The 14,298-nt window shown below is 49.0% G+C and carries 15 protein-coding genes; 14 read left to right on the top strand and 1 reads right to left on the bottom strand.

The window, feature by feature from the left end; all coding sequences use genetic code 11:
- Window positions 1-15: 15 nt before the first annotated feature.
- The 4 genes from mnmG to KNO70_RS12860 all read left to right on the top strand — a co-directional run bounded on the left by mnmG (window position 16) and on the right by KNO70_RS12860 (window position 4,407).
- On the top strand, window positions 16-1,902 hold the full coding sequence (gene mnmG / locus KNO70_RS12875) for a tRNA uridine-5-carboxymethylaminomethyl(34) synthesis enzyme MnmG (RefSeq protein ID WP_214812691.1): 1,887 nt from the start codon (window positions 16-18) through the stop codon (window positions 1,900-1,902).
- Window positions 1,903-1,906: 4 nt separating this feature from the next.
- Complete coding sequence (gene rsmG, locus KNO70_RS12870) at window positions 1,907-2,623, top strand: 16S rRNA (guanine(527)-N(7))-methyltransferase RsmG (protein ID WP_015880223.1); 717 nt, start codon at window positions 1,907-1,909, stop codon at window positions 2,621-2,623.
- Window positions 2,624-2,703: 80 nt separating this feature from the next.
- On the top strand, window positions 2,704-3,588 hold the full coding sequence (gene noc / locus KNO70_RS12865) for a nucleoid occlusion protein (RefSeq protein WP_015880224.1): 885 nt from the start codon (window positions 2,704-2,706) through the stop codon (window positions 3,586-3,588).
- 36 nt (window positions 3,589-3,624) lie between these two features.
- On the top strand, window positions 3,625-4,407 hold the full coding sequence (locus KNO70_RS12860; protein ID WP_214732030.1) for a ParB/RepB/Spo0J family partition protein: 783 nt from the start codon (window positions 3,625-3,627) through the stop codon (window positions 4,405-4,407).
- Here the strand turns inward: KNO70_RS12860 and yyaC are convergent.
- The gene (gene yyaC / locus KNO70_RS12855; protein WP_078145959.1) at window positions 4,380-5,006 is read right to left on the bottom strand and encodes a spore protease YyaC; all 627 of its coding nucleotides are present in this window, start codon (window positions 5,004-5,006) and stop codon (window positions 4,380-4,382) included. The genes KNO70_RS12860 and yyaC overlap by 28 nt on opposite strands.
- 169 nt (window positions 5,007-5,175) lie before the next feature.
- Between yyaC and KNO70_RS12850 the strand changes: the two genes are divergently transcribed.
- The 10 genes from KNO70_RS12850 (at window position 5,176) to KNO70_RS12805 (ending at window position 14,205) form a co-directional block, all read left to right on the top strand.
- Window positions 5,176-6,117, top strand: a complete 942-nt coding sequence (locus tag KNO70_RS12850) for a mechanosensitive ion channel family protein (RefSeq protein WP_214684910.1) — start codon at window positions 5,176-5,178, stop codon at window positions 6,115-6,117.
- On the top strand, window positions 6,107-6,310 hold the full coding sequence (locus tag KNO70_RS12845; protein WP_047795718.1) for a DUF951 domain-containing protein: 204 nt from the start codon (window positions 6,107-6,109) through the stop codon (window positions 6,308-6,310). Before KNO70_RS12850 ends, KNO70_RS12845 begins: the two co-directional genes overlap by 11 nt.
- 153 nt (window positions 6,311-6,463) lie before the next feature.
- Entirely contained in the window at window positions 6,464-7,564 is a 1,101-nt protein-coding gene (ychF, locus tag KNO70_RS12840) for a redox-regulated ATPase YchF (protein WP_031424089.1), read from the top strand.
- 130 nt (window positions 7,565-7,694) lie between these two features.
- On the top strand, window positions 7,695-7,982 hold the full coding sequence (rpsF, locus tag KNO70_RS12835) for a 30S ribosomal protein S6 (RefSeq protein ID WP_015880230.1): 288 nt from the start codon (window positions 7,695-7,697) through the stop codon (window positions 7,980-7,982).
- Window positions 7,983-8,019: 37 nt separating this feature from the next.
- A complete protein-coding gene (ssb, locus tag KNO70_RS12830; protein WP_015880231.1) occupies window positions 8,020-8,529 on the top strand; it encodes a single-stranded DNA-binding protein in 510 nt (169 codons plus the stop codon).
- A 43-nt stretch (window positions 8,530-8,572) separates the two neighbouring features.
- Window positions 8,573-8,803, top strand: coding sequence for a 30S ribosomal protein S18 (gene rpsR, locus KNO70_RS12825; RefSeq protein ID WP_015880232.1), 231 nt, complete (start codon window positions 8,573-8,575; stop codon window positions 8,801-8,803).
- Window positions 8,804-8,955: 152 nt separating this feature from the next.
- Complete coding sequence (locus tag KNO70_RS12820) at window positions 8,956-10,947, top strand: DHH family phosphoesterase (RefSeq protein ID WP_214732032.1); 1,992 nt, start codon at window positions 8,956-8,958, stop codon at window positions 10,945-10,947.
- On the top strand, window positions 10,944-11,387 hold the full coding sequence (rplI, locus tag KNO70_RS12815) for a 50S ribosomal protein L9 (RefSeq protein WP_214784585.1): 444 nt from the start codon (window positions 10,944-10,946) through the stop codon (window positions 11,385-11,387). Before KNO70_RS12820 ends, rplI begins: the two co-directional genes overlap by 4 nt.
- Window positions 11,388-11,404: 17 nt before the next feature.
- On the top strand, window positions 11,405-12,757 hold the full coding sequence (gene dnaB, locus KNO70_RS12810; protein WP_015880235.1) for a replicative DNA helicase: 1,353 nt from the start codon (window positions 11,405-11,407) through the stop codon (window positions 12,755-12,757).
- Between the two features lie 158 nt (window positions 12,758-12,915).
- Window positions 12,916-14,205 (top strand): adenylosuccinate synthase, encoded by a 1,290-nt coding sequence (locus KNO70_RS12805; RefSeq protein ID WP_078145962.1) that lies wholly within the window; start codon window positions 12,916-12,918, stop codon window positions 14,203-14,205.
- Window positions 14,206-14,298: the final 93 nt, after the last annotated feature.

Genomic DNA, 14,298 nt, shown 5'->3' with positions numbered 1-14,298 from the left:
TAAGGAGGAACGAATATGGCTTATACGGCAGGCGAATTTGATGTCATCGTCATCGGGGCTGGGCATGCAGGGGTTGAAGCAGCACTTGCATCGGCTCGCATGGGCGCGAAAACAGCGATGCTCACCATGAACCCTGATATGGTCGGGTTCATGTATTGCAACCCATCAATCGGTGGGCCGGCGAAAGGAATCGTCGTACGTGAAATCGATGCGCTCGGTGGCGAGATGGGGCGCGCGATTGACGCGACTTACATCCAAATGAAGATGCTCAACACATCGAAAGGTCCGGCGGTACGTGCATTACGTGCACAGGCGGACAAATTCCAATACCAAAATCACATGAAGAAAGTGCTAGAAGACGAACCGAATCTACTGCTTCGTCAGGCGCTAGTCGAACGCTTGTTGATTGAGGATGGAGAAGTACGTGGCGTGGTAACGAACACAGGTTCAGAATATCGCGCGAAAGCGGTCATCGTTACAACGGGAACGTTCATGCGCGGTCAAATCATCATCGGTGAATTGGCATATGAAAGTGGCCCGAACAACCAAATGCCTTCGGTCGAGTTATCGAAGCATCTAGAAGAGCTCGGTCTCGACTTAGTTCGATTCAAAACGGGAACACCGCCACGAATCGACGGCAAGACAATCGATTACTCGAAGACGGAGATTCAACCAGGAGACGAGAATCCATCATTCTTCTCGTACACCTCGACGGATTTGAATCCGATCGAACAAATCCCATGCTGGCTCACGTACACGAGTGAGCGCACGCACCAATTGATTGATGAGAACTTGCATCGCTCACCGATGTACTCGGGTGCGATTAAAGGAACGGGACCACGTTATTGCCCATCGATTGAAGATAAGGTCGTTCGCTTTAATGATAAACCGCGTCACCAAATCTTCTTGGAGCCAGAAGGTCGCGATACAGAAGAAATCTATGTTCAAGGCTTCTCGACGAGTATGCCAGAAGACGTGCAACATCAGATGCTTCGCACAATCCCAGGTCTTGAAAATTCAGAGATGATGCGTCCCGGTTATGCCATCGAGTACGATGCAGTCGTACCGACACAGCTTTGGCCAACGCTCGAAACAAAAGCAGTCCCTGGCCTTTTCACAGCGGGACAAATCAACGGGACGAGCGGGTACGAAGAAGCGGCTGGACAGGGCATCATGGCGGGAATCAACGCCGCATGCAAAGTGCTCGGCAAGGATCCTGTCATCTTGGACCGTTCGCAAGCGTACATCGGCGTCTTAATCGATGACCTCGTGACGAAAGGGACGAACGAACCGTATCGTCTTCTCACATCACGTGCCGAATACCGTCTCTTGTTGCGTCATGACAATGCGGACTTGCGACTCAGCGACATCGGGTATGAGATCGGCTTACTTTCAGAAGAACGTCACGCTCACCTCAACGAGAAGCGTGTAGCGATTGAAAAAGAAGTGAAACGACTTGCATCCCTCGTCGTCAAACCGACACCTGAAGTCAATGCGATGCTCGAATCGGTCGGTGCACACCCGCTCAAAGAAGCGACACATGCCAACATCTTGTTGAAACGTCCGGAAGTATCCTATGAAGCACTCATGACAGTCGTTCCATCAACGGAAGAATTGTCATATGAAGTAAAAGAGCAAGTCGAGATTCAAGTGAAATATGAAGGCTATATTTCCAAACAGCTTGAACAAGTCGAGAAGATGCGTCGCATGGAAGAGAAACGAATCCCAGAAAACTTGGATTACGATGCGATCGGTGGTCTCGCGACAGAAGCGAAACAAAAACTAAAACAAGTTCGTCCTCTTTCGATCGGTCAAGCGTCCCGTATCTCAGGCGTAAACCCGGCAGACGTGTCAATCTTGCTCGTCTATATCGAACAGGGACAATACGCAACGGTGGAGTGAAACGATGAACGAATCTCAATTTATTGAAGCGTTACGAGCTGAAGGGTTTGAACTGAGTGAGACACAACTCAGTCAGTTCAAACGTTACTTCGAAATGCTCGTCGAATGGAACGAAAAAATGAACTTAACGGCCATCACGGACCGGGAAGAAGTATATTTGAAGCATTTCTATGATTCGCTCAGCGCAGCGTTTCATTTCGATTTCACGAAAGTCGAAACCGTATGTGATGTCGGGGCAGGAGCGGGATTCCCGAGTCTTCCGCTCAAAATTTTATTCCCACACTTACACGTCACGATCATCGATTCGTTAAATAAACGCATCACCTTCTTGAACGAATTGGCCCTCGCCCTCGGGCTCGAAGGTGTCGCGTTCCATCATGGTCGCGCTGAAGAGTTCGGAAAAAATAAAAAGTTCCGCGAACAGTTTGACGTCGTCACAGCGCGTGCGGTTGCCCGCATGACCGTGTTGGCGGAATACTGTTTGCCTCTCGCGAAAGTGGGCGGAAGCTTCGTCGCGCTTAAAGCAGCCAAGGTTTCTGACGAGATGGCAGACGCCAAAAACGCTTTAGCCGTTCTAGGTGGAAAAGAAAAAGCGACACACCAGTTCCTATTGCCAGGAGAGATGAGTGAGCGTAATATCGTAGTTGTAGATAAACTACGAAAAACGCCCGGGAAATATCCGCGTAAAGCGGGGACACCGGCGAAAGAGCCACTTATCTGATGATGTCGTTTCACGTGAAACAAAAGCAGATTCCAGTGGTGGAGTCTGCTTATTTTTTTACATAAAAGGGGTGCCCGACGTTGAAGAATAGATTTGCGAAATTGTTCGGTGTGAATCGAAAAGACGAAGTTGCCGTGACGCAGATTGCGGAAGTTCGAGCGGATGACACGGTACAAGAACTCTCGTTATCACGGTTGCGTCCAAACCGTTATCAACCGCGTAAAGTGTTCGAACCGGCAAAAATTGAAGAGTTGGCAACGACGATTTCGGAACATGGACTCCTTCAACCAATCGTGGTACGAAAGGCAGATGGGGACTGCTATGAAATCATTGCCGGGGAGCGTCGTTTCCGTGCGGTGAAATCGCTTGGTTGGTCAGCGATTCCGGCAATCGTTCGCGATATGGACGATGATACGACGGCTGCACTCGCCTTGATTGAAAACTTACAGCGTGAGCAGTTAAGCCCGATCGAAGAGGCGGAAGCATATGATCGTTTACTCGCCTTGAACGGTTTGACGCAAGATGCGCTCGCGAAGAGTCTAGGCAAGAGTCAATCCACGATCGCCAATAAGTTGCGCTTGTTAAAATTGCCGGAGGATGTGAAGCAGTCGCTTCGCGATCGTCGGATCAACGAGCGACATGCGCGTGCGTTGTTGCCGTTGAAGGAAGAAGGATTGCAACTTCAAGTGCTCGCAGAAGTGTTAGAACAGGATTTTAACGTCAAAGAGACAGAAGAACGCGTCGCCTTTTTAACAACACCGATCGAAGAAGAGAAGCGAAAGCCGAAAAAACAACGTCGTCGGACGAAAAGTTTTGCGCGTGACACGCGAATCGCCATCAACACGATTCGTGACTCAATCGATTTGATTGGGAAAACAGGGATTGACGTCCAAACTGAAGAAGTAGACGAAGAGGAATTTGTTGAAATTCGAATTCGCATCCCGAAAGCGCGGCCTCAAAAATGAGTCCGTGCTTTTTTATACAATGAAGGAGGTTTGTAGATGGAACGATTAGCATTAAAATTCATTCGCCCAAACCCGAATCAGCCCCGGAAACAATTTGAGGTGGAAAAATTAGAAGAGTTGCGTCAATCCATTGAGCGATATGGCGTCCTACAACCAATCGTCGTTCGAAAAGCGACAGGATACTATGAAATCATTGCCGGGGAACGACGGTTTCAGGCGGCGAAGCTCGCTGGGAAAGAAGACATTCCTGCCCTCGTCGTCACGGCGGACTCCGATCGCGTCATGGAGTTGGCGCTGATTGAAAACATTCAGCGGGCAGACTTGAATGCCATCGAAGAGGCTGTCGCCTATGAACAGTTGATGCAGACGCTAGGTCTGACGCAACAACAGTTGGCCGATCGCGTCGGGAAGAGCCGCAGTCATGTGACGAACAGTCTTCGCCTCCTTCGATTGCCGAGTGCCGTCCAGCATGCGGTCATGATCGGAGATTTGACGATGGGACATGCACGTGCCATCACGGGTATGAAATCGGAACAAGCGATGGAACAGATTGCGAAACGGGTCATTGCCGAGCATTGGACGGTCCGTCGCCTCGAGCGTTACTTACAAAAAGAGCGCACAGAAAAAAAGACGCTGAAGCGATCGAACGCCGATATCGAAGCGGTCGAAGCGGTGCTTGCGGAGCGTCTTCAGATGGATGTGTCGATTCGTCCGCGCCGAAAAGGCGGCGTCCTCGAGTTGAAGTATTTTTCACAAGACGACTTGGAACAATTGTTGACGTTATTATCGCCTCAAGACTTTGATTCATCTCGTGACTGACGAAGACGCGTGATGGCCGCCTCTTCGTGATGCAGGCGCCCGATCCGTGTATCAAAATCGGCGAATCCGTCTGTGATGAAACGTGCGAGTTCATACACGAGATGGAGACGGGTATTCTGTAGAATCATCATCTCCATGAATCCACTTACGTTCACGACGGCTTTAATATTGTAAGCGCCGACTGCCGGAAGTTCTTTTTGGACACCGGCCCCTGGAGCGAGCGGACCTTCCGAAAAGAAGACATAACCGACACTTGATAAACGTCCGAGACAGGCGTCGATAGCGATAATGAGCGGTTGATGGAAGCGCGTTTGAATCTCATGTAACGTTTCCACCAAATTGAGTGCGTGTACAGGCTTCGTTAATGTGCCGTATACATGTAAATTTCGGATATGACGTTCTTCTAAAAACGTTCCGACGAGCGGACCGAGTGAATCACCGGTCGAACGGTCCGAACCGATGCAAACAAGGACGATGGGGCGATGGATTTCATTGACCAACTGTTCATGAAGCTGGTCCGCAAGCAATCTGGATCCACTCCGCTCAGTGTGTTCAATGAAGAAAGAGTATGGTTTATGAGGTTTTAAGCGAAACGGCATGAATCTCATCCTCTCTTCTAAGCTGCCTATTCCTAGTTGCAGTTGGGGGATTGATCTCGTATTAACCCATTCCCAAAAGTGGAAAACTTCTAACTTCCGAATGCAGTGTTTGAGAAAAGTCGTGAAATATGTTTTGATAATTTAGAATCTACGACTTTGAGGTGAAAAGATGGCTTCGCAAAATACAGAAAAAGATTTAAATACGGTTGCCGATGAGACAATCGATAGCGTGAACCGATTCGTCGAGTACTTTAAAGATACAGACATGTGGATTGGTTTAGGGATCAAGCTCGCCGGTGTGGCGCTCATCATCCTTGGTTTATATATCGCAACACGCATTTTGACAACGATGGTCGAGCGCGTGTTTACGCTCCGCAAAATAAAAGAACATGATATCGTCGCCCAGCGACAGAATGAAACGTTATTAAAATTAGCCCAAAACACAATCCGCTATGTGATCGGGTTGATTATGGTCTTGACGGTGCTCGGACAGTTCGGTGTGAATATCGCCGGTTTGATTGCATCAGCCGGGGTCGCGGGTCTTGCAATCTCATTCGGGGCACAAAGTTTGGTGAAAGACGTCATCACAGGTGCGTTCATCATCTTTGAAAACCAATACAAGAACGGGGATTACGTCAAATTGAACCAACAAGTCGACGGGACGGTCATCGAGGTCGGAATCCGGACGACGAAGTTAAAAGGATTAAACGGACAAGTGACGATTATTCCGAACGGACAAATCTTACAAGTGACGAACTACTCGCTTGAAAACAGCGTCGCTGTTGTCGATATTGGGGTTGCGTACGAAGAAGATATGTCAAAAGTAGAGCAAGCGCTCAAGGAAATTGCGAAAACGGTCGAAGCACGCTATCACGACTTGTTCATCAAGCCAATCGACTTGGCTGGAGTGCAGTCGCTCGGACCATCGGAAGTGGTGTACCGATTAATGGCGGAAGTCCCGCCGACCCAGCACTTCGCAGCTGGTCGAATTTTGCATAAAGAGTTAAAGGCTGGACTTGACGAGCGCGGGATTGAAATTCCATACCCACGTACGGTCATGATGCCACCGAACTCGGCTCCTAAAGGAGGAGAAGCAGAAAATGCAAAGTAAAACCTATGCATTGAACGATATTGTGGAAATGAAAAAACCACATGCCTGTAAGACGAACCGCTGGCAAATCACGCGTGTCGGGATGGACATTCGGATCAAGTGCCAAGGCTGCGGAGCTAGTGTGCTCATGCAACGCCGTGATTTTGATAAGCGATTCAAGAAAGTGCTTGAACAAGGGAACGCCGCCGAATAAGCGGCGTTTTTCTTTAGGTTATGAACGTGAGTTGCGGTTTAATCGTGGACTATCTATAATTGTGAAGGATGTGACGGTGTGGTGTACTGAATGTACCCACTCCACAGACGGCTTAACATTTCCCGGGAAACACCGGATGAGGAGGAAATACTAGTGGGATTAACAGCAGGAATTGTCGGATTGCCAAACGTCGGGAAATCGACATTGTTTAATGCGATTACACAAGCAGGAGTCGAGGCGGCCAACTATCCGTTCGCGACGATCGACCCGAACGTCGGCGTCGTAGAAGTACCGGATGCGCGCCTTGATCGATTGACAGAACTCGTCAAACCGAAAAAAACGGTACCAACAGCATTTGAGTTTACAGATATCGCTGGAATCGTGAAAGGTGCGTCAAAAGGTGAAGGTCTCGGAAACAAATTCTTGGCGAACATTCGCGAAGTCGATGCGATTTGCCAAGTCGTCCGTTGTTTTGAAGACGAGAACATCACGCACGTCGCAGGTCGTGTCTCACCAATCGATGACATTACGACTATCAATCTTGAATTGATTTTAGCTGATCTTGAGCAAGTCGATAAACGAATCGCACGTGTTCAAAAAATGGTGAAGGCAAAAGATAAAGGTGCGGTACAAGAACTCGAAGCACTTGAAATCGTACGAGATGTGCTCGAGTCAGAGCGTCCTGCACGTGTCGCTGAATTATCAGAAGACCAACTCGCGATCGTCAAACACTTCCAATTGCTTACGATGAAGCCGATGCTTTACGTGGCGAACGTGAGTGAGGATGAAGTGGCAGATGCCGATTCGAACGAGTTTGTACAAGCAGTCCGTGATCACGCAGCAACAGAAGGGTCGAAAGTCATCGTCATCTGTGCACGAATCGAAGAAGAAATTTCAGAACTCGAACCGGAAGAACGCCTTGAGTTCTTACAAGATCTCGGAATCGAAGAGTCAGGACTTGATCAGTTGATCCGTGCGGCTTACTCGACACTTGGTCTTGCGACATACTTCACGGCAGGTGAGAAGGAAGTTCGTGCATGGACGTTCAAACAAGGGATGAAAGCTCCACAATGTGCTGGTGTCATCCACTCTGACTTCGAACGTGGATTTATCCGTGCCGAAGTCGTGTCGTATGACGACCTTTCAGCAGCAGGAAACATGACGACGGTGAAAGAACAAGGAAAACTTCGTTCAGAAGGAAAAGAATACGTCTTCCAAGATGGCGACGTTGTCACGTTCCGCTTCAACGTATAAGTTGATTTACGGAAACGTATTGTAAAAGTCAAGGAAGTTTGATAGTATATTATGACGTGAGTAAAACAATTGTTTGCTCCTTGCTCCTACAACCGGTAGGGGCCGTTAGTCCAAGAGGAGGTGAAAGATAATGCGTAAATACGAACTTCTTTACATTATCCGTCCATCAGTTGATGAGGAAGCGAAGAAAGCTTTAATCGAGCGCTTCAACAACGTCATCACTGAAAACGGTGGTACTGTTGAAAAAACAACAGACATGGGTAAACGTCGTTTCGCTTATGAAATCAACAAGATGCGCGAAGGACACTACGTTCTTCTTAACATCGTTGCTGAACCTAAAGCGATCTTAGAAACAGAGCGTCTCATGAAGATCTCTGACGACGTTGTCCGTCAAATGACAACAAAAGACGAGCGTTAATCCTTAACGTTTCGTATCGTGAAAGGGGAGCTTGGAGATGATTAACCGAGTTGTGTTAGTTGGTCGATTGACTCGCGATCCCGAAATGCGTTATACGCAGAGCGGAATCGCCGTAACACGCCTTACTCTCGCTTGCGATCGTCCATTCGCTGGACAAGATGGGAAGCGCGAGACGGACTTTATTGATTGTGTCGTTTGGCGCAAACAAGCAGAGAACGTAGCACAATACTTGAAAAAGGGCAGCATGGCCGGCGTTGACGGTCGCCTTCAAATCAGTAGTTACGAAGGACAAGATGGCCAACGTCGTTACCGGGCAGAAGTAGTCGCCGACAGCGTACGCTTCCTTGAACCACGCGGAGCCTCAGGGCAACGTGAGCAAGCACCATCTGGAGATGTCTTCGGTGGTGGTGAATCAAGTGGATCAGGATGGGGCGCAGGAGCCGCTTCGACTTCATCTCAGTCCTCGAATTCGAATAAAGGTTTTGACGCAGATCCGTTCTCGGGTGGCGGCAAAATCGACTTGTCAGATGATGATTTGCCATTCTAATCATCATGGACAATAAAAACTAACCTATAAAGGAGGTCTTCACATGGCACGTCGTCCAGGAGGTCGTCGTCGTCGTAAAGTATGTTTCTTTACGTCGAACAACATCACTCATATCGATTATAAAGACGTAGAATTGCTCAAACGCTTCGTTTCGGAGCGTGGTAAAATTCTTCCACGTCGTGTGACTGGTACTTCAGCGAAATACCAACGTCCACTTACTGTCGCTATCAAGCGCTCACGTCAAATGGCTTTGCTTCCATACGTTGCAGAGTAATTGTTTGACGAACGGCTTATCCTCTTGGATAAGTCGTTTTTTTGTATTTCATCTCGTCTGTAAGTGTGTAAGTGAAACCGACGAATATGGTATGATAGAGCAGAAACCTTTACGATTCCATGGGTGAACATTACTCATTTTAGGAGGCATACATGCACAGTGGTGAAGCATTAACATCCGTGAAGAACCAATACGCGCGGCACATGATTCCATACGTGATTGGATTCCTTGTCTCGTTAGGATTGGCGTTCTACAACATTGTGGCGGCAATCACCCTGTTTATGGGCACGCTGATTTTTTTCATCTATCAGCAAGTGACGATGCGACGGGAGCGTAAAAATTGGGAACAGTATGTCCTCTCTCTCTCTCATCAAATCGAAGAGGTCGGAAAAGAAGCATTGACGACGATGCCGATTGGGATTTTAGTCTTTGACCAGGACCGACGGATCAGTTGGTATAACGAACAATCACGATTGATTTTCGAACTCGATATGGCGATTGGAATACCGCTTGATGCGCTCCATTCCGCCTTCGATGAATTGATTGAAGAAGAAGAGGATGAAGCCACGATTGAAGTGGGTGACCGTGTCTATCGTGTTTATTACAATCAAATCCATCAAACCCTCTATTTATTTGATATGACCGAAGAAGCGGAGATGGAACAAAAGTATGTTCAAACGCAGACGGTTATCGGTATTTTGTATTTAGATAACTATGACGAGATGTCGACTGCGGTGGATGAACAGGTCCGTAGTGAAGTCAATCGTCGGGTGACGGTGCTCCTCAATCAATGGGCGCAGCGGCATCATATCTACATGCGTCGTACAGCTGCGGACCGCTTTTTCCTCGTCATGAATGAACGGACGCTATCTGAACTTGAAAACAACCGCTTTTCGATCTTAGATGAAGTGCGTGATGCGACGAAGGAACAACGAATCCCGTTGACGTTATCAATCGGGATTGGGTGCGGTGAAACGACATTGACTGAGCTCGGTAATCTCTCTCAGTCGAGTCTAGATTTAGGACTTGGCCGTGGTGGTGACCAGGCAGTCGTTAAGCGTCATAATGGGAAAGTTCGTTTCTTCGGTGGGAAGACAAATCCGACCGAGAAGCGAACGCGTGTCCGGGCACGTGTCATCTCGAACTCGATGCGTGACCTCATTCGAGAATCGAGCCGAGTCCTCGTTATGGGACATAAGAATCCAGATATGGACTCGCTCGGGGCTTCCATCGGTGTCATGAAATTGGCCGAGTTTGTCGGACGCGAGGCGTATGTCGTCATTCCATCCGGTGAGACGAGTGTCGGCATTCAGCGGCTCGTCCATGAAGTAGAGAACGATGACTCGTTATACAGCCAATTCTTGACCGAGTATGAGGCGCAGCCACTCATTGATGAACAGACATTACTCGTCGTCGTCGATACACATCGTCCATCCCTCGTCATTTCAAAAGACATTTTGGATCGGTCGGAGCGGGTCGTCGTCATCGACCACCATCGTCGCGGGGAAGAGTTTATCGAAGATCCGGTTCTCGTGTATATGGAGCCTTACGCATCATCAACGAGTGAGCTCGTCACAGAATTGATTGAGTATCAGGCGGGAAGCCGAAAGCTCTCGATTTTAGAGGCGACGTCACTTCTCGCGGGGATCATGGTCGATACGAAAGGATTTACGCTCCGTACGGGATCCCGTACGTTTGATGCGGCATCCTTCTTGCGAGTTCAAGGTGCTGACACGGTTCTCGTACAGCACTTCATGAGACAAGACCTCGATGCTTATATCGAGCAGTCTCAGATTTTGAGAAACACCGAAATGTATGCAGATGGCATGGCGATTGCGGTCGCTCCTGACGACGAGGCACACCATCAAGTATTGATCGCTCAGTCTGCAGACCAGTTGCTGAATATGGAAGGCGTCAAAGCCTCGTTTGTCATCGCCGTCTTACCGGACGGACGTACGGGAATCAGCGCGCGGTCGCTCGGCGACGTCAACGTCCAGGTCATCATGGAAATGCTTGATGGCGGTGGCCATTTGACGAATGCAGCGACGCAACTTGAAGTGAGTCGCGAACAAGCGAACGTCATGTTGAAAGAGGCAATCGATCATTACGTAACAGATGAAACTGAAGGAGAGGAATTAGAATGAAAGTCATTTTGAAAGTAGATGTAAAAGGACAAGGGAAAGCTGGAGAAGTGAAAAACGTGGCCGATGCTTACGCTAAAAACGTCTTGTTCAAGAAGAACTTGGCAGTGGAAGCGACACCAGGAAACCTGAAAGCATTTGCGGCTAAAGAACGTCGTGCCGAAGAAGCAGCAGAAGAAGAGTTGAACGAAGCGAAACAACTAAAAGAAAAGCTTGAAAAAGAGACGATTTCCGTCACGACGAAAGCCGGTGAAGGCGGTCGCGTGTTCGGTTCGGTCACGAGCAAGCAAATCGCGGATGCCCTTAAATCGATGGGTTACAAAATCGATAAGCGTAAAATTGAACTCGAGCATCCGATCAAGGCGCTCGGTTTCACGAAAGTGCCAGTGAAGTTGCACCATGACGTCGTCGCGACGTTGAATGTACATGTACAAGAAGCTTGAAGGTGAGGTAGAGACGGATGAGTGATGCGATTCAAGTCAATACACCACCGCATAGCGTGGAAGCGGAGCAAGCCGTCTTAGGGGCAATCATCCTCGATTCGGATCGGTTGATTACGGCCTCAGAGCGGGTCGACCCGGACGACTTTTATCGTGTCAGCCACCAACGCATCTTTGAAGCGATGCTAAAGATCAATGACCGAGGCGAGCTCGTCGACTTGGTCACGCTCAGTTCCGAGTTGCAGGCGCAAGGGATTTTAGACGAAATCGGGGGCCTCAACTATTTGGCGGAGGTCGCGGAATCCGTTCCTGCCATCGGGAACATCGGCTATTACTTGAACGTCGTCGACCAAAAGGCGGCACTCCGTCGCCTGATTCGTACTGCGACGAACATCGTTTCAGATGGTTATGAGCGTCAAGATGAGGTAGATTCTGTCCTCTCGGACGCGGAGCGGAACATTCTAAAAGTATCGCAGCGAAAAGGGCAATCGAGCTTCCACCCGATTGGTTCTGTCTTATCCGATGCGTACTCGACGATTGAAAAGCTGCATCAGTCGAGCGGTGAAATCACCGGGATTGCGACCGGCTTCACGGATTTGGATAAGATGACGGCCGGTTTCCAACGAAACGATTTGATTATCGTGGCCGCCCGTCCATCTGTCGGGAAGACCGCGTTTGCCTTGAACATCTCGCAGAACGTCGCGGTCCGTACGGGTGAGAACGTCGCCATCTTCAGTTTGGAGATGGGTGCCGAGCAACTCGTCATGCGTATGTTGTGTGCGGAAGGGAACATCGATGCCCAGCGCCTCCGGACCGGTCGTCTTGAAGCGGAAGACTGGGGTCGTCTCTCCCTTGCGATGTCGTCGCTCTCCCAAGCGGGCATCTATATCGACGATACGCCGGGTCTTCGGGTCAACGAAATCCGAGCCAAATGTCGCCGATTGAAGCAGGAACACGGTCTCGGGATGATCATGATTGACTACTTACAGCTCATCGTCGGGAACGGGAAACCGGGCGAGAACCGCCAACAGGAAGTATCGGAAATCTCACGTACGCTCAAAGCGATTGCACGGGAACTCCAAGTACCGGTCATCGCCTTGTCTCAGCTCTCACGTGGCGTAGAGAGTCGTCAAGACAAGCGACCGATGATGTCGGATATCCGTGAATCCGGAGCAATCGAGCAGGATGCCGATATCGTCGCCTTCCTCTATCGTGATGACTATTACGATAAAGAGAGTGAAGACGCCAATACGATTGAAATCATCATTGCGAAACAACGTAACGGTCCGACCGGTACGGTCAAGCTCTCCTTCAGGAAAGAGTACAACAAGTTCGTCAATATGGAGACGCAAGCCTTCGCACCACCGATGTAACGTCGGTGGTGTCTTTTTTTGTATAGGATTAGATCAAAATGACGAACGAATAGTTACATCTTATATAAAACGTTCGGTATTCAATTGACTTTCTTGCTTTTCAAGTGTACACTTACGGATGGTTTGAACAGAACGTTGATTAATAAGGAGGATTCATTATGTCATCAGTAGTCGTAGTGGGAACGCAGTGGGGCGATGAAGGGAAAGGGAAGATCACCGATTTCTTATCGAAACAAGCCGAAGTCGTCGCGCGTTATCAAGGGGGAGACAACGCTGGTCACACGATCGTCTTCAATGATACGAAATATAAACTTCACCTCATTCCGTCTGGGATTTTCTATTCGGATAAGACGTGTGTCATCGGGAACGGGATGGTCGTCAACCCGAAATCACTCGTGACAGAACTCGCTTACTTACATGAACGTGGTGTGAGCACGGATAACCTCCGGATCTCGAACCGGGCGCATATCATCTTGCCATACCACCAGCTTCAAGATCGTCTCGAAGAAGAGGCGAAAGGTGACGCGAAAGTCGGTACGACACTGAAAGGAATCGGTCCAGCGTATATGGATAAGGCGGCACGTATCGGGATTCGCATCGCCGACCTTCTCGACAAAGAAGTGTTTGCGGAGAAGCTAAAGACTGTACTTGAACTAAAAAATCGCATGTTCGTGAAAATGTATGAAGTCGATCCAATCGAGTTCGATGACATCTTTGAAGAATACTACGCGTATGGTCAACAGTTTGCGAAATACGTGTGCGATACATCGGTCGTATTGAACGATGCGCTCGACGAAGAGAAAAAAGTTCTCTTTGAAGGCGCTCAAGGGGTCCTTCTCGATATCGACCATGGAACGTATCCGTTTGTCACATCGTCGAATGCTGCATCAGGCGGCGTATCGAGTGGTGCCGGAATCGGGCCATCGAAGATTCATCACGTGGTTGGTGTCTGTAAAGCATACACGTCACGCGTTGGAGACGGTCCATTCCCGACAGAGCTCGACGATGAGATCGGTCACACGATCCGTGAAGTCGGGAAAGAATATGGAACGACAACAGGTCGTCCGCGTCGCGTCGGCTGGTTCGACTCGGTCGTCGTCCGTCACTCACGCCGTGTCAGCGGGATCACAGACCTTTGCCTCAACTCCATCGATGTATTGACTGGTCTTGAGACGCTCAAGATTTGTACCTCATATGAGTATGAAGGAAAGCATCTCGACGAGTATCCACCGAACTTCCGCGTCCTTGAGAAGTGTGTACCGGTATACGAAGAGCTTCCTGGCTGGACAGAGGATATCACAGGGGTTCGTCGCTTTGAAGACCTTCCGGAGAACGCACAGCGTTACGTGCGTCGCATCGAGGAATTGACAGGAATCGAATTGTTGACGTTCTCGGTCGGACCGGCTCGTGAACAGACAGTCATCTTGCGTGATATTTACGAAGCATAAGAAAGGGAGCCACCGGGCTCTCTTTTTCTATTTCCACGGAAATGGACCACGCTTTCTAAGCTGTTTAAAAAGAGTTACAATGTAGGCATGTAC

Origin of the sequence: Exiguobacterium sp. s181, from assembly GCF_018617125.1 — a bacterium.
GTDB lineage: Bacteria > Bacillota > Bacilli > Exiguobacteriales > Exiguobacteriaceae > Exiguobacterium > Exiguobacterium profundum.
The sequence above is the reverse complement of the archived record's forward strand: the minus strand, read 5'-3'. Positions and strand labels throughout refer to the sequence as shown.

Coding starts and splice junctions, on each gene's coding strand:
- KNO70_RS12845 (WP_047795718.1), top strand. CDS start 6,107: ATGCAAAGTAAAACCTATGCATTGAACGATATTGTGGAAATGAAAAAA.
- rplI (WP_214784585.1), top strand. CDS start 10,944: ATGAAAGTCATTTTGAAAGTAGATGTAAAAGGACAAGGGAAAGCTGGA.
- KNO70_RS12860 (WP_214732030.1), top strand. CDS start 3,625: ATGGAACGATTAGCATTAAAATTCATTCGCCCAAACCCGAATCAGCCC.
- rpsF (WP_015880230.1), top strand. CDS start 7,695: ATGCGTAAATACGAACTTCTTTACATTATCCGTCCATCAGTTGATGAG.
- dnaB (WP_015880235.1), top strand. CDS start 11,405: ATGAGTGATGCGATTCAAGTCAATACACCACCGCATAGCGTGGAAGCG.
- ssb (WP_015880231.1), top strand. CDS start 8,020: ATGATTAACCGAGTTGTGTTAGTTGGTCGATTGACTCGCGATCCCGAA.
- KNO70_RS12805 (WP_078145962.1), top strand. CDS start 12,916: ATGTCATCAGTAGTCGTAGTGGGAACGCAGTGGGGCGATGAAGGGAAA.
- KNO70_RS12850 (WP_214684910.1), top strand. CDS start 5,176: ATGGCTTCGCAAAATACAGAAAAAGATTTAAATACGGTTGCCGATGAG.
- KNO70_RS12820 (WP_214732032.1), top strand. CDS start 8,956: ATGCACAGTGGTGAAGCATTAACATCCGTGAAGAACCAATACGCGCGG.
- rpsR (WP_015880232.1), top strand. CDS start 8,573: ATGGCACGTCGTCCAGGAGGTCGTCGTCGTCGTAAAGTATGTTTCTTT.
- mnmG (WP_214812691.1), top strand. CDS start 16: ATGGCTTATACGGCAGGCGAATTTGATGTCATCGTCATCGGGGCTGGG.
- rsmG (WP_015880223.1), top strand. CDS start 1,907: ATGAACGAATCTCAATTTATTGAAGCGTTACGAGCTGAAGGGTTTGAA.
- yyaC (WP_078145959.1), bottom strand. CDS start 5,006: ATGCCGTTTCGCTTAAAACCTCATAAACCATACTCTTTCTTCATTGAA.